The sequence below is a fragment of the Nocardia sp. CDC159 genome, from assembly GCF_023740735.1.
Taxonomy (GTDB): Bacteria; Actinomycetota; Actinomycetes; order Mycobacteriales; family Mycobacteriaceae; genus Nocardia; species Nocardia pulmonis.
Genome location: NZ_JAMRXH010000019.1, coordinates 25,101 through 47,286, shown reverse-complemented (window position 1 = coordinate 47,286; position 22,186 = coordinate 25,101). Strand labels below are relative to the sequence as shown.

Sequence of the window (22,186 nt, the reverse complement as noted above, 5' to 3'; positions counted from 1 at the left end):
GCGGCCTAGAGTCGGCTCATCAACAGCAATCCGGCCGATCGCGGTCGACGCACCCGAGACGACATTGGCCCCGGGTACGGTGAGAACAGATGACAAGGAGGGTGTCGCGGTGACGGGTGGGGCGTCGGTTCCGGATGTACTGGTGCTCGGTTCGGGAGTGATCGGGCTCACCACGGCCATCACGCTCGCCGAATCCGATCGTAGCGTGCTGATGTGGACCGACAGCGATCCGGCGGCCACGACTTCCGCTGTGGCAGGGGCGATTTGGGGGCGCGGGAGCGGGGCCCTCGGGCCGGTCGAGAAGGTGGGCGGCTGGGCCGCGCGGACCCGGGACGAATTGCTCGCGCAGGCCCAGGATCCGGATACCGGGGTGCGGGTGGTGACCGGGATGGAGGCGACGCGGGCCGCTGAGCTGGCCCGGGAGACCCATATCAGTCCGACACGGCGCTGCGATCCGGCGGAGTTGCCGCCCGGCTTCCGGGCCGGTCAGTGGTTGACCGCGCCGCTGGTCGACATGCCGCGTTATCTGTCCTATCTCGTCCGACGATTCGCCACCGCGGGCGGGCGTATCGAATACCACCGGGTCACGAGCCTGGCCGACACCGCCGGTGTCGCCCCGGTGGTCGTGAACTGCACCGGATCGGCCGCGCACTTCCTCGTACCGGACGCCGAACTGCGCCCGGTCCGAGGACAGCATGTGGTCGTGGCCAATCCCGGGCTGGACGGCTTCTTCGTCGAACAGCACGCCGAATCGACGTGGGCGGCGTACTTCACCCATGGCGATCACGTCGTGCTGGGCGGCACCGCCGACCCCGGCGCGTGGGATCGCACCCCCAATCCGGCGACCGCCGCGGCGATCATCGCCCGCTGCGCGCGCATCGAGCCCCGCTTGGCCGACGCGGCCGTCCTGGCCCACCTGGTCGGCCTGCGCCCCGAACGGCCGACCGTACGGGTCGAACTCGACCACACCGACGGCCGCACCCTCGTGCACAACTACGGCCACGGCGGCCTCGGCGTGACCCTGTCCTGGGGCTGCGCGCGCGAGGTCACCGAATTACTCGCGGTCGAACCGGCTCGAACGGTGAGTCAGCGCGACGCCGACGACTGAGATAGATCTCACTAGCAGCCCCCCGGAGGAATTGCGCGTGTGCGGAGAGGCGTTGTCCCGGCATTCGATCATCACCTCGAAAGGGCATGGGTATGACGTCGCGGGAATCCAGCACCGAAACTGCCTCGATCAATCTCGATGATCTGTTCACCGAATTCGACCTCGCATCACTGCGACTGCGAAACAGGTTCGTGATGGCTCCGATGACCAGATACCAGTCCCCGGACGGGATTCCAAATGCGGAAAATGTCGACTATTACCGGGCCCGCGCGGCCGGGGGCGTTGGCCTGATCATCACCGAGGGCACCTACGTCCGCGGCCCGGCGGCGGGATCGGAGCCGAATGTGCCGCGATTCTACGGCGACGCCAGCGCCGCCGGTTGGCAGGCGGTGGTGAATGCGGTGCACGCGGCGGGCGCGGCCATCGTCCCGCAGCTCTGGCACATCGGGGTCACGCGCGGCGACCAGCCGAATTTCCAGCCCGAGGTCCCCACGGTGAGCCCGTCCGGTGTCGATCACACCGGCCGGCGGGTGGGCCGGGCGCTGGACGCCGCCGATCTGGACACCCTGGTCGAGTCGTATGTGGAGTCGGCGGTGCTGGCCCAGCGGATCGGCTTCGACGGCATCGAGGTGCACGGGGCGCACGGCTATCTGCTCGACCAATTCCTGTGGGCTGCGACCAACCGCCGCGACGACGAATACGGCGGATCGTTCACCCGCCGCGCCGCCTTCCCGGCGCGCGTGGTGGCGGCCATCCGCGCGGCCGTCGGCCCGGATTTTCCCATTATCTACCGCTTTTCGCAGTGGAAGGGCGTCGACTACACCGCCCGCATCGCCGACTCCCCCGCCGAACTGGAACAGCTGCTGACCCCACTCGTGACGGCCGGTGTCAGCATTTTCCACGCCTCGGTGCGGCGGCATTGGCAGCCCGAATTCACCGACCACGCCGAGGATCTCGGCCTGGCCGGATGGACGAAGAAGATCACCGGACGGCCCGTGATCACGGTTGGCTCGGTCGGCGTGGACAGCGTCTTTCGCGGCGACCGGATCGACGAGACCCAGGCCGAGCGGTTCCGGGTGTTGCGGCGGCAATTCGAGCGCGGCGAGTTCGATCTCGTGGCAGTCGGCCGGGCACTACTGACAGATCCACAGTGGGTCGACAAAATTCGCGACGGCCGATACTCGGATATCACGCCGTTCCGCTGACTACTCCGCGCGGCATCGGTATCCGGTCAGCGTCTTCACCCTGCCCTCACCGGCCACACGCACATCCCCGGCCAGGGTGCTGTCGCACCGGAACGACCCCTTGGGTCCCTCGATCAGCACATCGTCGGTCCTCCCCTGCTCCGCCGCGCCGCCCCGCGCGGTGCAGCGGGCGCCGAGCACATAGTCCTTGATCATGGTCGTGCTCGTGCAGGTATAGGACACCGGGTGACCGTCGGAGTACGTCGCCGCCGCGGTGCCGAATATCGAAGCGCTGGTGGCGATTACGGCGGCGCCGATGGCTATTCTCGAGACGGTCATCGGGAACTGCTCCTGTCCACGGGCGGAATGGTCGCGAGCGTGCCGATGTAATTCGAGAACGCGCGCCGTGCGGATGGCCGCGACACGCGTCGCGGCGATCGAATCGTGACGTAACGCCCGATGGTCTTTTTGCGAGGTTCGAAATAGAGGTGCGCACCTCGAATCCACATGGACCGAATTGCGCCGCAGGGGCGCAGGAAAGCCGGTGAATCATGCGCATCACACTGTTCGGCCGCGCCCTGGCGGCCACGCTCCTCGCGGTCGGTGCGACCGTTCCCGCCGTCGCGAGTTCGGCTCCGGCCAAGACCGAGCTGCTGCCCACGGTCGATTTGACCTGCGATGTCTTCAGTCAGGTCGATTTCGCGCTGCACGGCGGCACCCTCGGTGGCATCTACACCTCGACCCACCGCAACTGTGTGTCGCCGAATCCCGCCTACCAGAAATACAGCTCATTCCTGGCCGTCGCCCCGGCCATCCAGGTGACGGGCTGCCCGCAGACCGGCTTCTCCGGATCGGCGGACCTGACCTGGGTCAACCGGGAAGAGCTGACCCTCGAGCCGGGCACGGCCGACTACGCACTGAGTGCGACGCCGCCGACCCTGTCGCTCACCGTGACCAGCGGTCCGTTCGCGGGCGACCGGCTGGTCGCCCTGGTCGCACCGGTGCCGACCGGCGTGCTGACCTGCCCCAATGGGTTACCGACCGCTCAGCGGATCCTCATTCAGGGGCAGCAGCTCACCCTCGGCCACTGAAAGGCGAGCCCGATTTGCGGCGCAGCAGTCCGGTCGCCAGGGCCGCCACCGCGGCCCCGGCCCCGAACAGCACGGCCCCCGCCCCGGCCGACATTCCGGCACTCATCCGCGGTTCGATGACAGCCGGGGGCGGCGGCTCGACGTCGAGCTGCTCCTCGTTCTCCCGAGCGGTCGCAGCCCAGGCCGTCGCGAACAGGATGATGCGGGCGGTGATGTAGGCGAAGACCATCAGGCCGATGATCGGGCCGAATGCCACACCGGCCGGACTCGTCACCACCTTCTTCAGATAGAAGCTGGCGATCTGCTTCCAGATCTCGAAGGCGATGGCCGCGATGAGGGCGGCCTTGACCGCGCTCACGATGGTCACCGGCTGACGGGGCAGCCGGGCGATGATCCAGACGAACACCGCCCACGAGGCGATCACCGCCAGCAGCAGCGACACGATGGTGAGCACAATGCCCACGCCGGGTGCCTTGTCCAGACGCACCAGCCTCAGCAGGCTCAATCCCAGGCCGCTGCCCGCCAGCGCCGACAGGCCGAGCGAGACCACCATGGCCAGGCCCAGACCCACCAGCGCGAGCAGGTCCGAGAGCTTGGTGGTGAACCAATTGCCTTCTTGCACTTTCTGTTCCCACTGTTCGGTGAGCGCGGCGCGCAGATTGGCCATCCAGCCCAGACCGCCGTAGCCGGCGCCGAGCAGACCGATCACGCCGACGCTGGTGCGCGACTTGATCGCCTGATCGATGAGGTCGTTGAGCTGCCCGCCCAGCGAGCCCGGGATGTTCTCGACGACCTTGTCCTGCACCTCGCGCAGCAGCTCCGGATTGCGCGACAGCACGAACCCCGTCACCGCGAACCCGACCATGAGCAGTGGAAACAGCGACAGCACAGTGAAATACGTAATGCCCGCCGCGTAGTAGTCACCGCGCTGCCGCTGATAGCGTCCGCCCGCGCGGATCGCGTGATCCAGCCACGGCCGCGCCTGCACCTCGCGTTCGATCCGCCCCCTGATCTTGTCGAACACCCGACCTCCTGGAACCCACTCGGTGGTGATCTTCCTCAACTGTCGCACCCGCATGGCCGACAGCGGCGGATTTGCCCAGCGCGTCGGTCATCTCACCGATACCCGGACGGGTGTTCCGGGAAACGCTCGGCGGGCCGGTAAGCCAGCGGCTTGGCCGAGTAACAGACAGCAAATTCTCGGCGACAAGGTATTAGGGGTGCGCACCTCCAACTCGGTCGGGAAAGTGGAACGAGTTGTGCCCGATAGGGCACTAGGAAGTCAGGTGTGCCATGCGCATCAATAATCTGGGCCGCACGCTCGCGGCCATTGCGATCACGGTCGGCACCGTGGTGGCGGCCCCCACGCTCGCCGGATCATCGCCGGTTCCCCAGGGCGACACCCAATTGCCCGTGGTGGGGGCGGATCTGGTTTGCGATGTCGGCGGTCAAGCCGACTTCGGAATCAACGAACACGGGGTCTTCAGTGGCATCTACGCGGCTTCGTACCGCCATTGCTTCTCCCCCAACGGAACGGCGTCGAAGTACAGCTCCTGGCTGGCCTACGCGCCGGTGACCGTGACGGGTTGCCCCCAGACGAAGTTCACCGGCTCGGCGCGGCTGATCTGGACGAATCGCGACGGAGTCACCGTCGAGTACGGGACCGCCGACTACGAGATCAGCCTGGATCTGCTCGCGCTGCGGGCGACGCTGTTCATCAAGATCACCAGCGGACCGCTGAACGGTGCTGAGGTCCATTCCGTCGACGCGATCACCACCGACGCGGGCACCGTCGACTGCGGCGGCACACTGCCCGGCATCCAGCGGGTTTTCCTCGACGGAGGTGTCGAATTCCGCCGTCCCTGAAAGGAACTCGCTGAGCGGGGCATCGCCTCGGCCCCGCTCAGCGAGCCAGGAAACCCACCCGGTCGTAGACCTGCGCGACCGTCTTGCCCGCGATCTCTCGCGCCCGTTCGGCCCCGGCGGCCAGGATGCGATCGAGTTCGGCCTGGTCGTCGAGGTATTCCTGGACCTTGGCCTGCAGCGGGGTGACGAATTCGACCAGGGCGTCGGCGACATCGCCCTTGAGGTCGCCGTAACCCTTTCCGGCGTAATCGTTTTCGAGGGTGACGATCGGAGTGTCGGTGAGCGCGGACAAGATCACCAGCAGATTGCTGACGCCGGGCTTGGTCTCCGGGTCGTAGCGGATCTCGCGCTCGGTGTCGGTGACCGCGGAGCGGATCTTCTTGGCCGAGATCTTCGGATCGTCGAGCAGGTTGAGCAGGCCCGCGTCGGTGGCCGCGGACTTGCTCATCTTCGACGTCGGATCCTGCAGGTCGTAGATCTTGGCGGTGCCGGAGACGATATGCGCCTCGGGGACCACGAAGGTCTTCTTGTACCGAGTGTTGAAGCGCTGCGCCAGATTTCGGGTCAGCTCCAGATGCTGGCGCTGATCCTCGCCGACCGGGACCAGCTGCGGGCGGTAGAGCAGGATGTCGGCGGCCATCAGCACCGGATAGGTGAACAGGCCGACCGTGGCGTTCTCCGAGCCCTGCTTGGCCGACTTGTCCTTGAACTGGGTCATCCGGCTGGCCTCGCCGAAGCCGGTGATGCACTGCAGCACCCAGGTCAGCTCGGCATGTTCGGGGACCTGGCTCTGCACGAACAGCGTCGAGCGCTTCGGGTCGATGCCCAGCGCCAGCAGCTGGGCGGCCGCGCGCTTGGTGCGGTTGCGCAGCTGCTTGGGGTCCTGCGGGACCGTGATGGCGTGCATATCCGGGATGAAGTAGAGGGCGTCGTAGTCGTCCTGCAGCTTCACCCAATACTGGAGCGCGCCAAGGTAGTTGCCGAGGTGGAAGGAATCACTGGTCGGCTGGATCCCGGACAGGACCCGCTGCTTGCGCTCACCGGATGTAGCAGGACTCGACATACCCCCGATCTTTCCATGCCCCACTGGACGCACGCGCTAGTGGGGCGCGGCGGCGTGACGCTCGGCGTAGCTGCGCGGGTCCACCCCCGGCATGCTCGCCCGCCCCGCGGCGACCAGGTCGTGTTCGCGGCGGCTGAGCAGGCGATAGACCGGATAGCTGCGGCCCGCCAGGGTGCCGCGGAGCACGCGCGGGGCCAGCGGCGGCGCGAAATGGGCCGTGCGGACCGCCTGGGCCAGGGAACGGAAGGCCAGTTCCTCGCGCACGCCCCAGCCGATGCCGTACATATCGCGGATGCGCGGCGGCAGGCTGCCCTGTACCAGCAGGTACACGCCCGTGACGACCTGGTGCAACGGCAGCGGCAGCGGATGCGGCACCTGCTTTCCGGCCAGATAGGAGCCGACCAGGCGGGCCTCCTCGGTGAGGAACGGCTCGTCGGAGGCCAGATAGCCGTCGAAGTAGCGGCGGAATTCGGGATAGCTGCCCGGCGCGGCGGTGCGCGGCATACCGAACAGCTCGCCCCAGCGGACGTAGTCCTGATACAGGTCCTCGCGCTCGCCCGCGCTCAGCCTGCGAACCAGCAGATCGTGCATGACCTCGGCCGAGTCGAAGGCGAAGGCCATCGTCATGAACATCAGATGCGGATCGTGTGCGGAGTAGCGCGACCCGGCGGGATGGTGCGCTCCGGCGTCCTCGGGGAGCGCCCCGCGCACCGGCACATGCCGCTTGCGGGTGAACGCCAGCGCCCGATCCGCCTCCTCCTTCGTGCCCAGGAAGACCGCCTCGAACAGCCGCCCGGTCAGCGCGAGCCGGGTGTACGGGGTGGTCCGGTGCGCGGTGTGCTCGGCCGTCCCCACATACAGCAGCGGATGCACGGCCCCCACCACCAGCGCCCGCTGTCCATAGGTGAGCCCGACCGCCCGCTTGCGCATCACGCGCCGAATCATCGAATCGTCGGAAAAGTAACCGGGCATCGTCGCCTCCTGTACCGAGTATCTGGCAATAGGCTCCACCAGAATTCGGAATCTGGCAAGAGGCTACGCCAGATTGATCCCGGCAGTGGCCGCACTCCTACAATCGAGCGCGTGATGGCGCAGCGGACCTACGGTGGAGTCTCGGCCGAGGAGCGCCGCGCCCAACGCCGGGCCGCCCTGCTCGAGGCGGCGCTGGAGATCATCGGCAGCCAAGGCGTGGACAAGCTGACCGTCGCCGGGCTGTGCGCCCGGGCCGGGCTGAACGAGCGCTACTACTACGAGCAGTTCGACAGCCGCGACGCCGTGCTCATCGCCCTGCTCGACGGCATGGCCGAGGAACTGGCCGCGGCGATCGCCGCCGCGCTGCACACCGCGCCCGCCGACACCCGCGGCATGGCCGAGGCCGCGGTCCGGGCGGGCATCGAGGTGCTCACCGACGACCCGCGCAAGGCCCGGGTCGCGCTGATCCTCAGCGCCGCCACCCCCGAACTGCGCTCGCGCACCCTGGAAACCATCCGCTCCTTCGCGAATCTGGTTGCGGCCCAGGGCAGCTACCTCGACATCGGCGGCGCGGGGGTCGACCCGGCGATCCCCTTCCGCGCGACCTACCTGGTCGGCGGCCTGGTCCAGGTCCTCACCGGCTGGCTGCACGGCGACCTGCCCATGACCCGCGACGAGCTGATCGCCCACACCACCGACGTCTTCGTGCTGCTGGGCGAGGATCTCGCCCAGCGGCTCACGACAGGGTGACGGCGACGGCGTTCAGCGCCTTCGGATCGCCCTGCTGCACAACGCGATACGCGGTGTCGCGCTTGGCCCAGTAGGCCGCCGAATCGCGCATGGCCTCGACGAACCACTCCCGCTCGCCGGGCTGATCGGCCAGCAGTTGCTCGGCATGCCGGACGACCAGGACGTAACCGGCGGCGCGGCCGATGAAATCGTCCAGATCGCGCAGGCATTCGTCGAAGGCGTCCTTGTTCGCACCGAAGTAGTAGGGAAATTGCAGCGCGGCGGCGAATTCGTCGTAGACCCCGGCCAGCGTGCGCATCTTGTCACCGCGCAGTTCGCGCACGATGTAGTCCGCGGGCGCCTGGTAGCGCACGCCGCTGAACTCCCGGTCGGCCGCCGCGACCGCGCCGAGCACCGGCGCCCCCGCCCGCTCGGTCACCCGCGCATCCGCCAGGAACTGCGACAGCGTCATCGAAGAACTCATCGGTACCCTCCTGTTCGCGATTGCTGGACAGCTCAGCGCATCCGGGTGAACGACTGGTAATGATCGCCGGTGTAGTAGGCCGAACCGTCGCTGCCGGTCACGATGCGTTCCGCGTCGCGGGTCTGGCCGCGGCGCTTGGGATTGACGTCCCACTCCTGGTAGGTGATCCGGTTGCCCGAGGCGTCGGATCTTGGTAGCGCCCCACCGCGGTTCATCCACTCCTCGCCGCCCTTGGTCCCCGGAGCGTTCGCCGAGTCGGGCCAGCGGCCCGCATCGATCTCGCGCAGGGTGTCGTAGGCGCGATCGGGTACGCCCCGCGCTCGGCCGGGCTCGGCGGCCGCCGGGGCGCCGGTCCGGGTCGGCGCCACGGTGCTCGTCGGCGCGGCCTTGGTGCTCGTCACCGCGGGTGCGGAGGTGTCCGTGGAGGTGCCTCGGGATGCCAGGAAGGCCACCACCAGCACGATCGCCAGCCCGGCCAGCGCGAGCAGGCCGCGAAAACGCTTGCCGGACAGGTTCATCGGTACTGCACCGTCACCGGGGCGTGATCCGACCAGCGCAGCGCGTATTCGGCGGCGCGCTCCACCACGGCCTGCTTGGCGCGCCCGGCGATATCGCCGCGGGCGAGGTGGTAGTCGATGCGCCATCCGGCGTCGTTGTCGTAGGCGCGACCGCGGTAGGACCACCAGCTGTACGGGCCGGGCACGCCCGGGTGCAGGGTGCGCACCACGTCGACGTAGCCCGCCGCGAGCATCTCGTCGATCCAGGCACGTTCGCCGGGCAGGAAGCCCGCGTTCTTCAGATTGCCCTTCCAGTTCTTGATGTCGAGTTCGGTATGCGCCACATTCCAATCGCCGCAGATCACGAAGTCGCGGGTCTGTGCCTTCAGATGCGCGCCCAGCTCACCCAGGAACCGGTACTTCTCGTCCTGCATCGGGGTGTCGGCCTCGCCGGTGTGCACGTACACGCTGGCGACGGTCACCTCGTCGAATTCGGCCTCGATATAGCGGCCCATCCCGTCGAATTCGGCGCTGCCGAATCCAATCCGCACCGCGCGCGGCTCCCGCCGGGACAGGATGCCCACCCCCGCACGCCCCTTCGAACCCGGTTCCGCATGCGCCAGATACCACCCGTCGCTCAGCACCGAGGCCAGCGCGGCCCGGGTCTGCTCATCGGTTGCCCGCGTCTCCTGCAGGCAGATGATGTCCGCCTCGGTGACGGCCAGCCACTCGAGCATCCCCTTACCGGTCTTGCCGGTCGCGGCACGGATCCCGTTGACGTTGATCGTAGATATTGTGCAGAACAGGGCATAGTTGTCTGACCAGCCCTTATAGGGCAGATTCGTCATCGGCACCGCTTCACAATAGACGTCCCAGGGTGCGCTCGACCGCTACATCCCCGCGCTACCATTCGAACATGCGTTCGAGCGGGTGGCGACCGCGATGGATCCTCGCCGATGGAAGCGAGGTCGACCCCGGCCCGCTGTGGCTCGTGCGCGGCGGGCTGTGGGCGGAGCCACGACCGGCCGAATGCTCCGGACCCGACCATCATTCCGGCCGGATGGTCCCAGGCTGGCAAGGATGCGCCGCCGCAGAGCGAGGCGGCCACCGGAGCTGGACATGCGAGGAATGCGGCGCGGTCATTTACTGGCCGCCGACGAATGCGGCCTGTCACCACTCGGCTTTCGATGGAAGGTGATCAGTCATCAAGGCTGAGCCGCGGATGTTCTAGCAGGGTTTGCCATGCCTTCGCCCACGGGAATTGCTCCCGCGCGCCACCACTTCGCGGTTCATGCGGTACATGCTCTGCCACCATGGAAACACCCCACTCGGCAAGCTTCCGCATCGCTTCTTCCACTGGCGGGAAGCTGTACAACGCCCGATTGATATATGGCACCCCGACAACCGGTTTGCCCCATCCAACAGCCTCGACCAGGAGCCCTAGAGGCAAGGTGTCCGAAATCCCGGCAGCCCACTTCGCCAGGGAGTTCGACGTAATCGGAGCAACAATCATCCCAGTGGCAGGCGGCAGTGCATCTGCTTCGTCGGGCTCCTTGTACTGGCTGCGAACCGGATATCCGGTCTTGGCGGCAAGCGCATCGGCATCGATGAACCGCCGCCCATCGGGTGATGCAATAACGCAGACCTCCCAGCCATCGGCTTGGGCCAGATCCACCAACACGCCCACATCACCCGCAACCGGCGAGCCCGTGACAATGGCATAGAGGACAGGAGAGTCAGTCGCATTCATGCGGCCATCCTGGCATCGCGTCAGAGCGTAACGCCGACCCAACGGGCGAAGTTTCCAAGGCTGTCGTTTCTGAACCGCTCCTGCGCAGCGATCCCGTAAAGGGTGTCGCGGACCGAGGGATGCAACTTAGTCTGCTGCGGGGCAATCGATCTCGCCTTGTTCAGCGCCTTGAGCGCTTCATCCGGCTTTCCTGTCATCAACCATGCGCGCGCATTGTCTTGCCAATGATGACCCGCTCGCGGTGCGGCGACATCGGCGGGCAGGTACAGCATCGCGCCCTGCCTTGCAGCCTTGCCGGGGTCTCCGGCCTCGAGCTCGACAGCGCAGGCGTGGATTTCGACGTTCCCAGGGCCGAACTCGGTGGTGTAAATATCGCTTTCGTGACCGATGAGCTGCGCAATCCGACGCGCTTCGCGAATGTGATCCGTCGCGGTTTCCAGCTGGCGATCCCTGGCCGCGACGATCGCGCCACGCAGGTGCCCATACCCGCGCAGCACCTGCTCGGCCTCGCCGCCGCCGACGATCATTCCTAAGCCTCGCTCCACGAGTGACATCGCGACATCGAGCGATCCGTGTGCCATCAACAACCGAGCGCGTTTCATCATGCTGCGGACGACGTAGCCTGAATCGTCCGCCTGAGCGGCGGCCCAATCCAGTCGATCGAGCACAAGGGCGAGTAGCGAGGTGAAGCCCAGTCGGCACAGCGCGCCTTCGGCCGCTATGTACGTCTCGCAAAGCATCTTGTAGATGCGGCTGCGTTCGCCTTGCTCGTGTGAACTTTCCAACGCCCCGTACAGCTTTCGCAGCAAGTCCGGAATCTGTGCGAGCGCCGCACGCGTCCTGTCGCTACGGAGGGCGCTCTGGACAGAGCGCAGCTCCGCACCCAGCTCCTCATGCCCAGGCGGTTCGATGCCACGGACGAACGAGCCCTCCGCAAGTATCACGCGCAGTTCTTCCAGGCCATCGATCGGCCCGTCTTCTTCAAGGGTGGCCAGATAGGGCGCTCCGCTGAGCTGGGCTGGATCGACGCCCAGTGCGGCGACGACGGCCGCTTTGAAGCCTTCGCTGGGGGTCTCGACGCCTCGCTCGACCTTGCGGAGGTAGGACAGGCTGTACTGGATGCGCGCAGCGAGTTGCGCCTGCGTGAGGCCGCGGAGCTTACGTTCATGCGCGATTCGTACGCCGATTTCGTCGGTTGCCACCACGACAGCCTTTGATCTGGTTGGAGCCCCCTTGTTTTACGAGGGTATCGCCGCTGTCGCGCAAGGTCCATGGGCGATCACTGTCACTTTACTGTCACTCGAACTGTCACCGACTTGCGAGTCTGATATCAGCTCCCGTCGCCGGGAGCCCCGAAGCCCCTCTCGAGAGGGGAGCGTCGCCGACCGTCGCACCTCGTGTGCGTTCGCAGGCCATGCCGGTCGGCGACGCCCCGGCGGCGGAAGCCACGCCCGAACACAACAACCAACACACCCGAGGGGCACCACCGAATGCCCGCATCACACATCGCCACCATCGTCGTAGCCGCTGGCCTGTACCTGTCGTACGTGACCCTGGCTGTGGTGATGGTGCTCAGATCCAAAGACGCCATGGACCCGACCATGTGGGCGGCCGGATGGCCGCACGAACCACCCGACAAACCGCTCAGCGGCATCGAAGCGCACCTGGCAATGCAGCGCCACCTCTCTTGCGATCCGAGCTATTGCGCCCGGAAAGCCGCCGCGATCAACGTCCTTCGTCGAAGCGGCAAGCTCGTTCCCGATCTTCGGATGTCGGAGGTGTGCCGATGATCGCCCCCTTGCACCAGCGCGACATCTGGGCCGAGCGGCACCGCTTCTGCGACGACACCCCGCCACCAATCGCGAGCTTGGACGAAGCCCGCTACGTCCTGACCATCCACGCCGGACACGACGGGCACTGCCGCCAGTACGCCGCCGCGATGGCCCGTGCTACGGGGTCGGCAGAATGACCGCCCTCAGCCACGGCATCCCGCCGTCAGCGGCGCTCGCCCTGGCGGAGCGGCAGTGCGCGATGTACCGGGACGTCTTCCGCATCCCCGTCGAGATCGTCGCTGCCGCCGACGCAACGCCGACGATCGAGATGACGGTGTGCGCCAGCTACAGCGTGGTCTCGATGCCCGCCCGTCTGGCCTGGTTGACGCTGCTGCGCCAGCTCGACGTCGGCGCGATCGAATACCCGGGCGAGGAGAGAACCCGCGTCCTGACCTTCCCAGACAGCCTCGACCCTGCCGGGAAAGCCGCTCTCGCTTGCTTGGACGCGGCCGTGGCCGAGCGCGGCAGCCGTGTCCGGCTGCCGGTCGGTGGCAACGACCCCGCATGCCACTGGATCCGCAAGCCTTCCGTGCCCGCGTATTTCGTGCGCCTGTCCGAGCTCGCCGCAGTCGCGGCCGCGTGCGAACAGGAGGTGAGGCGGTGAGCACGACTGCCGATCAGGAGCACATCGAACGCATCGACGGGTGGGAGGTGCGCTGGCGCAAGCGCGGTCGAGTGCTGTACGTCGTCTCCGTCACCAACCCTGAAGGGCGCAGGACCGATCACGGCGCGCCCCTCGGCGACGTGCTGGACCAACTTCCGCGCAGCGTGTGGCACGCCCTGCGGCGGCGGCACACAGGGGTCGGCTGATGTGCGCCCGACGACGACTACCCGACCACGGCAAGCTCCGGCTGGCCATGGTCGGCTCCGCCCACAGCGACAACCCTCGAGCCAAGCAGATCCTGCGGACCGCGAAAGATCTTTATCGCTTGAGGAAGCGGGGCGGTCCAGAGTCCGAGCGGGCCGTACTGGTCGACCAGGCCGACGCGGCGGTGGGCGTCCCCGGTATCGGGGCCGCCATCGCCGCGTGCGTCGACGCGTGGGTGATCCGTGAAGCGATCACCGACGATCATCCCGATCCGTACCAGGAGATCCGCGAGACCGCCGAAGCCTACGAGGACCTCGTCGGAGTCGCCGACGAGCAAATCCAGCCCCCGATAGCCGAAGTCGGGGAACCCGCCGTCCCATAGCGGCGTCCAAGTAGTCACAACCGAAAACCCAAGGGGGACAAAGATGAATATCGTCAAGACCGCCGCCGCCCTGTTCATCGCAGCGGCCACGATCGGTCTCGCACCGCCCACTGCTCACGCAGAACCGCAATGGGTCTGCGGGTGGACCTTCGAACCGCGAGGCCCCTTCACGCTTCACGGAGCCGTCATCGTCGGCGGCTACGTCCGATGCAACGGCTCGGTCGACAGGTTCTCGATCACACTCAAGCTCCAGCACCGCCAAGGCGGCCAATGGATCGAACGGGCCAGGGCCACGTCCAACGACATCCCCCGCCCGAACCTGAACCTCGCAGTGCGGGACCTCGACTGCGTCCCCGGCGGATGGCGCGGCGAGTACGATATCTCCGAAACCGTCGGCGGCCGCACCCGCCTCGGTAACGGCTCCTCCGCCACGATCCTCTCCTGCTGACGAAGGGCTGCTCACATGCCGACACTCAACGGCCCCCGCGCCGAACACGACTTCGATACCGGCGAGTGGCATCCGATCCGCGAGTGGGGTCCCCGCTGGCTGCGGGCCACGGTGTGGCGGTGGCGTCACCGCGACGCCCACCTGGGGTGGGCCTGCCACCGCGAGTACGGCGGATGGACCGTCCGTCCGGGGCGCGGGTGGCGCAGGCTCCGCTGGATAACACCGCCCCTGCACTTCACGCGCAGCATCCCCGCCAGCCAGCCAGATCGGGCCTTGGACTGGGGGATGGCGCGGATGGGTTTGTAGCCCCTGGACACAGAAAGCGGCCCCAACCCTCACGCGGGGTTGGGGCCGTTCCGTTACCCAGGCGGGGGAACCATAGCCGGACCCGACCTCTAGGATTGCCTCCGAATCTGGCGTGTCGACGGGCGCGAATCGACGATGATGTCCACGGGCTCTTGTCGGGGAGGGCCGGACCTATCGCCCTACGCGCCAGGACTCCCTCATGCAAACCCGCTCGCTCAGAATCGCCGCGGCGACATTCATCGCCCTCGCTTGCGGCATCGGCCTGTCGGCCTGCACCCCCTCGACGCAGTCGCCCTCGACGTCGGCCGCCGCGCCGTCGACAGATCGCAACATCGGCGACGAGATCGCGTTCGCCCGAGCCGATAACGGTGAACGCATCGGCATCATCAAGATCCTCGACGCCGCAGCGGTTCCCGCGCGGTGCGCACTCCTCGCGCCACCAGACTCCCCGATCCTCGGGCTACGGATGGAGATCGTCAACAACGGCCGTTTGGCCCTGTCCAGGCCCGCCAGCGGGTTCGCGCTCACCGTCCTGTCTGTCAAGGATTCTCAGGGCTACACCCAGCAGGTGACCATCCGTGACGTCGGACCGGAATGCGAAGCCCAGTTCCCGCAGATCGCCTCACCGCCCGCTCCCGGCAAGTCGATCGGATGGGTGATGGCTCAGCTGCGACAACCCAACCCCTCCGCTGTGGTGTACACGGCGTCGGTGCTCGACGGGACGAGCTTCGACGACCTGAAGCCAGTCGCCGCCGCACCCGCCGCCGCCTCGGTGAAGCTTCCCGACTTGTCCATGGCGCCGCCGATCTCGCCAACGTCGGCACCGACAACCGCATCGACGACCGCACCGAGCGAACAGCAGTTCCCGGCCACGGCACCCGCCGTCGGGCAGAGGTGCGATCTCGCTACCGACCGTTGGGCGAAAGACGCCAACGGTGGACGACTTCGGTGCGCGACAGCAGGGGGCGTGACACCGAAGTGGGTGTCGTCGGTGCCGTTCATCGGCACCCGCGCACAAGGATCGCCGTGCGATCCGGATGCCGCAGCAGTCGCCGAGACCCGCGACGGCACGACTCTGGTCTGCGTGGGCGATACCGGCTCGGCGACATGGACACCGGGTCCGTGAAAAGACACGCCATGCCCGATCCACGCAAAAGCGGCCCCAACCCGTCATCCGGGTTGGGGCCGCTTCGTTTGGCCAGCTCATGCCGACCGTCGAGAATGTTTGCGACTTACGGTCACAACACCACGCGCCGCGGCGATTATGACGGTATGCGCTACCCCCGCCGCGGACTGACCGTGGCCGCCACCCTCACCGCCTTCGCGGTGATCGGCTGCTCACCTGTTACTGAGTCCTCCGCACCACAAACCACATCCGCGGCGGTCACCTACTACGAGACCGACGCTGGCAAGAAGGAGATGGTCGCCACCGCAAAAGGCGTCATCGCCGCCCAGGCCAGCCAGAAGAGCTTCGTAGTCACCACCTACGGACCGGCCGCGTTTCCGACACCGCTAGAGGTTGTGATGTGGGGTGACGTGTCCGATCCCGGAAAGCCGCCGAGTCGCCTCTGGTTCAAGGTCGCGTTCGCTGGCGCGGCTGACTCCGTCCATCCGCTCGGCCCGGCCAAGGTGGCGCTGAGCGAATCCGGCCCCTGGCAGTGATTCAGGCGGGTGCGTGCGCTAAACGCCGCTAGGGGCCGACTCGCAGCAGGGCCGACAGCAGGGGACCGCGGTGTATTTCTCGGGGTCGGGATCGCTGTCGAGAAATCCGACGTGATCGCCGACGGCGATGGTCTGTGTACAGTCGGGGGCCTTGAATTCGGTAGGACAGCCGCACTCGCCGTCCTCCCAGGCGATCACGATTCCTGATTTCATCACGGCTGCAACACCTTTCAGCCCAGAGTCGCGTGAAGCTCGGTCGCCATCCGCATTGTGCCGAGGCGGGAAGGGTGAATCGAGTCCGATTCGTATTGCGGCCAGATCGCCGTTGTCGATGTGCCGCGGGTGGCGCCGTCGAAGTCGATCACTTCTGCCTGGGCGAAGGTGGGGACCTCGGCCAGCCAGTCGTGATAGGTCAGGCGGACCGCATCTCCTGTCGTGCCACGAGCCAGCAGGGTCGCCATGTAGATCGGCGCCGTGAGCCCGAGCGTGGTCGTCAGGTAGCTGACGATCGTGAGTACGTCCGCCTGCATCTGCGCCAACGTCCGGCTGGTGTTGAAGTCGTTCGATCCGGCAGAGATGATGATCTCGTCGATCGTGTAGGCGCCGGAATTGATGTCCTGCCGAGTCCAGAGGTAGTTCGTGGCCGGGCTGGTGGCGTAATGGACAAGCCCGACGCCCGCGAGGCTGAGGTTCACGATCAGGCGGTCCGAGCGCGCCGCCCACAACCAAAATGGGTTGTGCCACAGCGAGGTTGATTGCAGCGCGGAGTTGGTGCCGGTGATGCCTTCGGAGATGCTGTCACCGATGACCAGCGCTACCTTCCGTCGGGTCGTGCACTGATATTCGATGACCCAATCGAAAGGAACGTATTGCTGCGTTCCCCCGGATCCGGCGATCGTCGGATCGGTGCCGGATGTGGAATTGGTCCAGAACCAGCTACGGCCGCAGCTCGTTTGCAGCGAAGTCGATGCCGCGAATGTGTAGCCGATTCCGATCAAATGCTCTGTGTCTGCGGTGAATTGGTCGCCTGCGGCGGTCACCCACGGGGACGTGTACCACGTGCCGTTGCCGGGGATCGTTTGATCCGTGCTGACGATCGTGGTCGCCGTGTTGCCGAGAAAGTTGCCGGTCTCGCCCGCGGTGCCGGTGGTCGCGCGTGCGTGCTTGCCGACGATCAGCTTCTTCAGCGTCGCCGCCGTCTTGGTGCCCGCCGTGTACTCCTGATTGCGGAGCTTGATGCGCCATTGCGTTGTGGTCACCGGCAGCTTGACGACGAATCGGTAGCTCCCCGCGGTACCCGCCGCCAACGTAGTGGCGACGGTGCCACCCAGCCCGCCATTGGAGTAGGGCAACGTCATTGTGCGGGAGGGATTCTGCGGCACCGCCTCGAAGATGCCGTCTTCTATGTGGTTGAGGCGCGCCGCAGACAGAGGCGAGGTTGTGGCGGGCGAATCGGCCCACGTCTGTTTCGAATACGCCATTTACGGGCTCCCGGGGTAGAGAGTCGTGGACGGGTAGAGCGTCGTGGACGGGAATGGTGTACCCATCACCGTCGGCGCCGCTGCTGCGGCTGTGGCCGTGGCAGCGGGGACGGTGATATTCGCGTCCGCCGACAGGGCTGGGGCCGCTGCCGCCGCGGTGGCCGTCGCCCGCACGGCGAGAACCGAGCTGCCCGCCGTGAGCCCCGGCGTCGGGGCCGCCGCGGATGCTGCTGCAGCCGCGGGAGCGATGCCGACTCCAGCGGTCACGCCAGGCACGCCCGCCATTGCGGACGCGGTGGCCACGACTGCCGTCAGCGTCTTCTCCGCCACCACGGCAGGCACATGAGCCATCGCCGCGGCGGTCGCGGCGGTCGGGGAAAGGATCACGCCGCCCGGAGGTTCGATGGTGGGCACGATCGCCACCGCCGTAGCCGTCGCCAACGGCACGATCGCCGTGGCGTCCTGGACGATGGGGCGCGCCTGCGCGGCGGCCGTCGCGACCGTGACCGCGACCGTCGCATCGGCAGTCGCCGAAGGCGCCGCCGCAGCCGCTGTCGCCACCGCCCGCGGCACGAGGACGACCGCAGACCCAGACACCACGGGGACTCGGGCGGTGCCGGTCGCTGTCGCGCGCGGCGGCAAGACCGCGCCCGGAGCCGAGGTGATGACCGGTACGCGTCCTGTCGCCGAGGCGAGCGCCCTCACCGCTGGGACGACGACCGAGATGCTTTGGTCGTAGAGGAGGTGCTCGACGCCTTGGTCGTCCCAGTAGTAGATCTGGGCGATCAGGTGCTGTGTCGGGTCCCAGACGTAGATCGCGTTCGGCTCTCGGCCGCCTTGATAGACAGCCACATCAGGCGACCGTTATCGAGCAGAGGCCAGCTGAGTCCCAAGTGATCGTCAAGGTGCCGGAAGTGGTGCTGACGTCGGAGCCGAAGTCGACGTACATGATCAGCGGGCGGGTCGCGTCGGTGCCGGGCGTGCTGTCGTAGACGACGGCGTACCTCGCGGTGAGGGTGGAGCTTGGCCAGGACACATCGCCGCCGTCGAACGCGAGGGTGTTTGTGGCTGGGGTGTAGGTGAGGGTCGGAGTGCCGAGGGTGGCACCGCCCGCGACATACCCGGTGCCCGAAACTTCGTTCGTGACATCGTCTTTGAAGTCATGCGTGTCTTGGTCGGGCACGTAGGAGGACGTGCACAGCATGACCTTGATGGTGTCCGCGGACAGGTCCATCTTCTTGCGGAACGCCGAGTCGATGGCCTTCCCGTACCATTTCGCGCTGACCGGCAACGTGGCCTCCTCACACAGGACACCCCGCAGCCTGGCTCGGCGACGGGGTTGTCGTTTCGGGGTTTGAGTTAGTAGACGAAGAACATCGATCCCGGATCCGGGGTCGTGACGGATGTCAGTGCGGAGTACTCGGCGGCGGTCATGACTTGACCACGGGCGAACCCGCCGCCGTTGCGTACTGCGGTCGCCTCTTCGCTGATCGGCACAGGCAGCGCGGCCTCGATCAGTGGCCACAACTGAATGGGCGTCGCGGAATCGGGGATCTCGATCGCGTACGCACGCGCGCCGATCATCACCTTCGCTGGGCCAGGGTCCAGATCGCCCGTGGTGAGAACGCCGTCCTCGTCCGGCTGGTAGGTGTGGACCTTGGTAGTGACAAGCGCTGTCCCTTCCGCGCTTTCACGGATCGCGTAGGTGGCGAATCTGATCGAGTCGACTTCCGGAGTTCCAGCGATGTCGGTGATGGCTTGACTGATCACGGTCATGGCTCAGACCCCCGAGTAGATGCGGACATCGTTCCAGGCGTTGGAGTTGTTCGAGCTGGCGCGCTCGACGCGCAGTCCTGCGTACGAGTTGGTCGCCGGTACGACACTGTGGATGCCGGTCGCGTACAGCACTCGCTCCCCGTTAACTTCCAGCCAGGCGTTGCCGTTGTACACCGAGAACGCGAGCAGGTCTCCGTTGCCGATCGCGATGCCGCTCTGCATCGCATCGAAGTCAGTGAAGGTCGGCGGATTGCTGGACAGCGCGGTCGAGAAGCGGGAGAGGAAGACCCTGTTACCGAAGATGTTGGCGCACAACCCCTGCGTTCCGGCGGAGTTCGAGCACAGCACCAGCCCGCTGTCGGCGGTGTTGTTGATTCCGGTGTTGCCGCCGACGGTTGCTTCGATTCGGATCTTCCCGCTGGCGATACCGGTGTCGCGGATCAAGCCGCGGGACCCGTCCGTGGTGCCGGTCGTCGACCAACTGTTGTTCTGAATCGACGCGTTCGTCCCTATCTGTGTCCAGCCGTTGCCGGGATCTCCGTTGGCTCTATTGAAATCGTCGTAGAAGACAGAGCTCCACACCTGCGCGGAGGGGATCGAGCTCGGGCGGTCATAGTGGTCGACCCATCGCACCCACGCGTCGCACAGCGCCGTGTTGGAAGTGCGGATACAGCGCCTTCCTGGACCCAGCCGGAAAGTGGGCTCGATGGTGCGGGCACCGATGAAGTTCCCATTGAGCCACGCCCGCATCCATCGGTCGTCGTCGAACCATACTCGGAGAGTCAGAGTGTTGCCGAAGAAGGGTACCGGCGACTGGAATACTCCCAGAAAGGTTCCACTTTCGAATATCGACGGATACTCGACGAAATAAACTTCCTCACCGCCAAGCCCCTCGGCCCGATGCCACAGCCGTACACCTACCGCATTCGCGAATGTCGCACCGACCCGCGCCCATGTGTCGGTGAAATAGAGCCCGAAGCCTTGAGCGGCCAACCCCTCGACAGGCCACCAAAATTCCATTTCGAAGCCAGAGTTGGGCGTGAACGGCTGGAACTCGTACGACTCCCCGCCAGCATTATTCGACGCGTAGTTGCTGGGGATGTGGAGCTCTTCCAGCGCGTTGATATCCGCCGTGGTGCCGTCTCCCAGGTGCACCCACGGGCGTTTGACGGGATTCTCGGGCGGGCGTTTGAAGTCATCGAGCCATCCAGCCCACGCTAACGGCAGGTTGCGCCGGAGGAGAAAGCTCACTCGGTATCCTCGTGAACTCCGCTGATCGTCGCGTCTGGGTGATCGGCCAGGGTGGCGCGCATCTTCTCCATCAGTCGACGGTTGCCACGCAGCATCAGCCAATCCTCGGGATGCAGGGCGGTCCGCAGGTCGTCGGGAGCGGCGTTGAACCTGGCGATCGCGGCGTCGAGGATAGGGATCGCTCGTGTTGCCGGAGTGAGGTCGAACATCCCTTCCAGGGACTGGACCGTGAAGGCTGCGCACCACAGGTGCCACTGATGGTCGCGTATTTCGGTGATTTCCCGACCGATGCCGTCCGCGTAGATCGTCTCGAAAACCTTCGCCAATGCGGCCTCCTACAGGATGACACCGAACACGAGGATCTGTAGCGCGGTCGGAGCCGTCGAGCCCGTGATGCTCGCGACGTTCCAGAAGATTCGCTCTTTGTCCGCCACGTTGATGTTCAAGTTCTGGTAGTTGATGCGGGTGACGTTCGCCCCCAGGCTGGCGGTGTGGACGACGCTCGAGGAGGTGCCCGTCGAGTTGAACTTTTTCGTCTCGATGACCATCCCGTTGGGTTGGGACAGCAGGGCGATGTGCAGGTCAGTGATCTTGCGGGTTCGTCCGGTGGGGACGTTCTGGGCGAGTCCGATCAGTAGTTCGTTGACCCCGAGGAGGACTGCCGCGGACGCCACCACGCATTCGGATTCCCAGTAGCTCGCGTTGTCGTAGGCGATGTCAGCGGTTTCGACTGCCGCGGCGGCGCTGTTGGCTGCGGCCTGCGCGGTGGTTACTGCCTGATCGGCCGACCCCTGGGCGATCTCTACGGCGGCGTACGCGCCGTCGATCCGGGTCCGAATCTGGCTATTGACCCCACTTTGTACGCCTTCGAACGACACCCGCGCGCCGCCGGTGGCGATGGCCTTCACCGACTCTTCGTTGAGATCGGATCCGTAGGCCGATCCCACCACGAACGCGTCACTGGTCGGTGACCCGCCCGGAGTTGTCATTCACCGCCTCCGGCGGTCTTTTCCCGCTCGTCGTTTTGGCTGCTTACCAGAGTCACCAACAGGTCCAGAACCGCCAACGCCACACCGGCAAGGAGGATCACACGAACCATCGGGCGACCTGGATAGGTCGCATTGGTCAGGATGGTCACCGTGCCTTGGGTGCAGATCAGGCCGATACACAACACGAGCCGCATGATCGCGCGCCCCGGTGCGGTCGCCCGCCAGTCGCTCCGAATTCCATACAGCAGCACGAAGACCCAGCACTTCACCGCCAGAACTCCCAGGAAGATGTTGGCGGCGGTGTTGTAGTCGCGCACGACGGCCAGAATGGCGATACTGAGCAGCGTCGCTATGACCAGCACAATACGGTTCTTACGGATCATCGGTTCCTCCGGAGTGCGAAAGATCGTTCGATTTGCTCCCCGAAGTGATTGCGGCGCAACGCGTTCTCCAATGCCGCGCCGATGCGGTTGATGTCCGGCCATCTGGCCTCGACGCGGCGGCGTT

Annotated in this window: 31 protein-coding genes; 14 read left to right on the top strand and 17 right to left on the bottom strand. The window is 66.4% G+C overall.

The window, feature by feature from the left end; all coding sequences use genetic code 11:
- The first annotated feature begins 79 nt into the window (after positions 1 to 79).
- Positions 80 to 1,108, top strand: coding sequence for an FAD-dependent oxidoreductase (locus NDR87_RS31160; protein ID WP_251941263.1), 1,029 nt, complete (start codon positions 80 to 82; stop codon positions 1,106 to 1,108).
- Between the two features lie 92 nt (positions 1,109 to 1,200).
- Positions 1,201 to 2,313 (top strand): NADH:flavin oxidoreductase, encoded by a 1,113-nt coding sequence (locus NDR87_RS31155; protein ID WP_251917449.1) that lies wholly within the window; start codon positions 1,201 to 1,203, stop codon positions 2,311 to 2,313.
- Here NDR87_RS31155 and NDR87_RS31150 read toward each other — a convergent pair whose 3' ends face one another.
- Complete coding sequence (locus tag NDR87_RS31150) at positions 2,314 to 2,631, bottom strand: hypothetical protein (RefSeq protein ID WP_251917450.1); 318 nt, start codon at positions 2,629 to 2,631, stop codon at positions 2,314 to 2,316.
- A gap of 212 nt (positions 2,632 to 2,843) precedes the next feature.
- On the opposite strand from NDR87_RS31150, the gene NDR87_RS31145 reads away from it, so the two are divergent.
- Positions 2,844 to 3,383, top strand: a complete 540-nt coding sequence (locus NDR87_RS31145; protein WP_251917451.1) for a hypothetical protein — start codon at positions 2,844 to 2,846, stop codon at positions 3,381 to 3,383.
- On the opposite strand, the gene yhjD is transcribed toward NDR87_RS31145, so the two are convergent.
- A complete protein-coding gene (gene yhjD, locus NDR87_RS31140; RefSeq protein WP_251917452.1) occupies positions 3,367 to 4,407 on the bottom strand; it encodes an inner membrane protein YhjD in 1,041 nt (346 codons plus the stop codon). The genes NDR87_RS31145 and yhjD overlap by 17 nt on opposite strands.
- Before the next feature lie 269 nt (positions 4,408 to 4,676).
- On the opposite strand from yhjD, the gene NDR87_RS31135 reads away from it, so the two are divergent.
- Entirely contained in the window at positions 4,677 to 5,249 is a 573-nt protein-coding gene (locus tag NDR87_RS31135) for a hypothetical protein (RefSeq protein WP_251917453.1), read from the top strand.
- Between the two features lie 37 nt (positions 5,250 to 5,286).
- On the opposite strand, the gene trpS is transcribed toward NDR87_RS31135, so the two are convergent.
- Both trpS and NDR87_RS31125 read right to left on the bottom strand, forming a co-directional pair.
- The gene (trpS, locus tag NDR87_RS31130; RefSeq protein WP_251917454.1) at positions 5,287 to 6,312 is read right to left on the bottom strand and encodes a tryptophan--tRNA ligase; all 1,026 of its coding nucleotides are present in this window, start codon (positions 6,310 to 6,312) and stop codon (positions 5,287 to 5,289) included.
- A gap of 36 nt (positions 6,313 to 6,348) precedes the next feature.
- Complete coding sequence (locus NDR87_RS31125) at positions 6,349 to 7,284, bottom strand: oxygenase MpaB family protein (protein WP_251917455.1); 936 nt, start codon at positions 7,282 to 7,284, stop codon at positions 6,349 to 6,351.
- Positions 7,285 to 7,398: 114 nt separating this feature from the next.
- Between NDR87_RS31125 and NDR87_RS31120 the strand changes: the two genes are divergently transcribed.
- Complete coding sequence (locus NDR87_RS31120; RefSeq protein ID WP_251917514.1) at positions 7,399 to 8,034, top strand: TetR/AcrR family transcriptional regulator; 636 nt, start codon at positions 7,399 to 7,401, stop codon at positions 8,032 to 8,034.
- Here NDR87_RS31120 and NDR87_RS31115 read toward each other — a convergent pair.
- From NDR87_RS31115 to NDR87_RS31095, 5 genes are all read right to left on the bottom strand, one after another.
- A complete protein-coding gene (locus NDR87_RS31115; RefSeq protein ID WP_251917456.1) occupies positions 8,021 to 8,497 on the bottom strand; it encodes a barstar family protein in 477 nt (158 codons plus the stop codon). The genes NDR87_RS31120 and NDR87_RS31115 overlap by 14 nt on opposite strands.
- Before the next feature lie 32 nt (positions 8,498 to 8,529).
- The gene (locus NDR87_RS31110) at positions 8,530 to 9,015 is read right to left on the bottom strand and encodes a ribonuclease domain-containing protein (protein ID WP_251917457.1); all 486 of its coding nucleotides are present in this window, start codon (positions 9,013 to 9,015) and stop codon (positions 8,530 to 8,532) included.
- Positions 9,012 to 9,842, bottom strand: a complete 831-nt coding sequence (locus NDR87_RS31105) for an exodeoxyribonuclease III (protein ID WP_251917515.1) — start codon at positions 9,840 to 9,842, stop codon at positions 9,012 to 9,014. The genes NDR87_RS31110 and NDR87_RS31105 overlap by 4 nt, the downstream gene beginning before the upstream one ends.
- 350 nt (positions 9,843 to 10,192) lie before the next feature.
- Positions 10,193 to 10,744, bottom strand: coding sequence for a flavoprotein (locus tag NDR87_RS31100; RefSeq protein WP_251917458.1), 552 nt, complete (start codon positions 10,742 to 10,744; stop codon positions 10,193 to 10,195).
- Positions 10,745 to 10,764: 20 nt separating this feature from the next.
- On the bottom strand, positions 10,765 to 11,946 hold the full coding sequence (locus NDR87_RS31095; protein WP_251917459.1) for a helix-turn-helix transcriptional regulator: 1,182 nt from the start codon (positions 11,944 to 11,946) through the stop codon (positions 10,765 to 10,767).
- A 288-nt stretch (positions 11,947 to 12,234) separates the two neighbouring features.
- Here NDR87_RS31095 and NDR87_RS31090 point away from each other — a divergent pair, with 288 nt between their 5' ends.
- The 9 genes from NDR87_RS31090 to NDR87_RS31050 all read left to right on the top strand — a co-directional run bounded on the left by NDR87_RS31090 (position 12,235) and on the right by NDR87_RS31050 (position 16,182).
- A complete protein-coding gene (locus NDR87_RS31090; protein WP_251917460.1) occupies positions 12,235 to 12,534 on the top strand; it encodes a hypothetical protein in 300 nt (99 codons plus the stop codon).
- On the top strand, positions 12,531 to 12,713 hold the full coding sequence (locus NDR87_RS31085) for a hypothetical protein (RefSeq protein ID WP_251917461.1): 183 nt from the start codon (positions 12,531 to 12,533) through the stop codon (positions 12,711 to 12,713). The genes NDR87_RS31090 and NDR87_RS31085 overlap by 4 nt, the downstream gene beginning before the upstream one ends.
- Positions 12,710 to 13,180 (top strand): hypothetical protein, encoded by a 471-nt coding sequence (locus NDR87_RS31080; RefSeq protein ID WP_251917462.1) that lies wholly within the window; start codon positions 12,710 to 12,712, stop codon positions 13,178 to 13,180. The genes NDR87_RS31085 and NDR87_RS31080 overlap by 4 nt, the downstream gene beginning before the upstream one ends.
- The gene (locus NDR87_RS31075; protein ID WP_251917463.1) at positions 13,177 to 13,386 is read left to right on the top strand and encodes a hypothetical protein; all 210 of its coding nucleotides are present in this window, start codon (positions 13,177 to 13,179) and stop codon (positions 13,384 to 13,386) included. The genes NDR87_RS31080 and NDR87_RS31075 overlap by 4 nt, the downstream gene beginning before the upstream one ends.
- Positions 13,386 to 13,766, top strand: coding sequence for a hypothetical protein (locus NDR87_RS31070; protein WP_251917464.1), 381 nt, complete (start codon positions 13,386 to 13,388; stop codon positions 13,764 to 13,766). The genes NDR87_RS31075 and NDR87_RS31070 overlap by 1 nt, the downstream gene beginning before the upstream one ends.
- Positions 13,767 to 13,809: 43 nt before the next feature.
- On the top strand, positions 13,810 to 14,214 hold the full coding sequence (locus tag NDR87_RS31065) for a hypothetical protein (RefSeq protein WP_251917465.1): 405 nt from the start codon (positions 13,810 to 13,812) through the stop codon (positions 14,212 to 14,214).
- Positions 14,215 to 14,229: 15 nt separating this feature from the next.
- Positions 14,230 to 14,520: a hypothetical protein gene (locus NDR87_RS31060; RefSeq protein WP_251917466.1), complete on the top strand. Its 291-nt coding sequence runs from the start codon at positions 14,230 to 14,232 to the stop codon at positions 14,518 to 14,520.
- 199 nt (positions 14,521 to 14,719) lie between these two features.
- Positions 14,720 to 15,646 carry a hypothetical protein gene (locus tag NDR87_RS31055; RefSeq protein ID WP_251917467.1) on the top strand — a complete coding sequence of 309 codons (927 nt, stop codon included), beginning with the start codon at positions 14,720 to 14,722 and terminating at the stop codon, positions 15,644 to 15,646.
- A 146-nt stretch (positions 15,647 to 15,792) separates the two neighbouring features.
- The gene (locus tag NDR87_RS31050; RefSeq protein WP_251917468.1) at positions 15,793 to 16,182 is read left to right on the top strand and encodes a hypothetical protein; all 390 of its coding nucleotides are present in this window, start codon (positions 15,793 to 15,795) and stop codon (positions 16,180 to 16,182) included.
- A 230-nt stretch (positions 16,183 to 16,412) separates the two neighbouring features.
- On the opposite strand, the gene NDR87_RS31045 is transcribed toward NDR87_RS31050, so the two are convergent.
- The 8 genes from NDR87_RS31045 to NDR87_RS31010 form a co-directional block, all read right to left on the bottom strand.
- Positions 16,413 to 17,663 (bottom strand): SGNH/GDSL hydrolase family protein, encoded by a 1,251-nt coding sequence (locus NDR87_RS31045; RefSeq protein WP_251917469.1) that lies wholly within the window; start codon positions 17,661 to 17,663, stop codon positions 16,413 to 16,415.
- Positions 17,664 to 18,515, bottom strand: a complete 852-nt coding sequence (locus NDR87_RS31040; protein WP_251917470.1) for a hypothetical protein — start codon at positions 18,513 to 18,515, stop codon at positions 17,664 to 17,666.
- A gap of 1 nt (position 18,516) precedes the next feature.
- Entirely contained in the window at positions 18,517 to 18,954 is a 438-nt protein-coding gene (locus tag NDR87_RS31035; RefSeq protein WP_251917471.1) for a hypothetical protein, read from the bottom strand.
- A gap of 68 nt (positions 18,955 to 19,022) precedes the next feature.
- Positions 19,023 to 19,439, bottom strand: coding sequence for a hypothetical protein (locus NDR87_RS31030; RefSeq protein WP_251917472.1), 417 nt, complete (start codon positions 19,437 to 19,439; stop codon positions 19,023 to 19,025).
- A gap of 3 nt (positions 19,440 to 19,442) precedes the next feature.
- Positions 19,443 to 20,690, bottom strand: coding sequence for a hypothetical protein (locus NDR87_RS31025; RefSeq protein ID WP_251917473.1), 1,248 nt, complete (start codon positions 20,688 to 20,690; stop codon positions 19,443 to 19,445).
- A complete protein-coding gene (locus tag NDR87_RS31020; RefSeq protein ID WP_251917474.1) occupies positions 20,687 to 21,016 on the bottom strand; it encodes a hypothetical protein in 330 nt (109 codons plus the stop codon). The genes NDR87_RS31025 and NDR87_RS31020 overlap by 4 nt, the downstream gene beginning before the upstream one ends.
- Positions 21,017 to 21,025: 9 nt before the next feature.
- A complete protein-coding gene (locus NDR87_RS31015) occupies positions 21,026 to 21,679 on the bottom strand; it encodes a hypothetical protein (protein WP_251917475.1) in 654 nt (217 codons plus the stop codon).
- Positions 21,676 to 22,062, bottom strand: a complete 387-nt coding sequence (locus tag NDR87_RS31010) for a hypothetical protein (RefSeq protein ID WP_251917476.1) — start codon at positions 22,060 to 22,062, stop codon at positions 21,676 to 21,678. Before NDR87_RS31010 ends, NDR87_RS31015 begins: the two co-directional genes overlap by 4 nt.
- Positions 22,063 to 22,186: the final 124 nt, after the last annotated feature.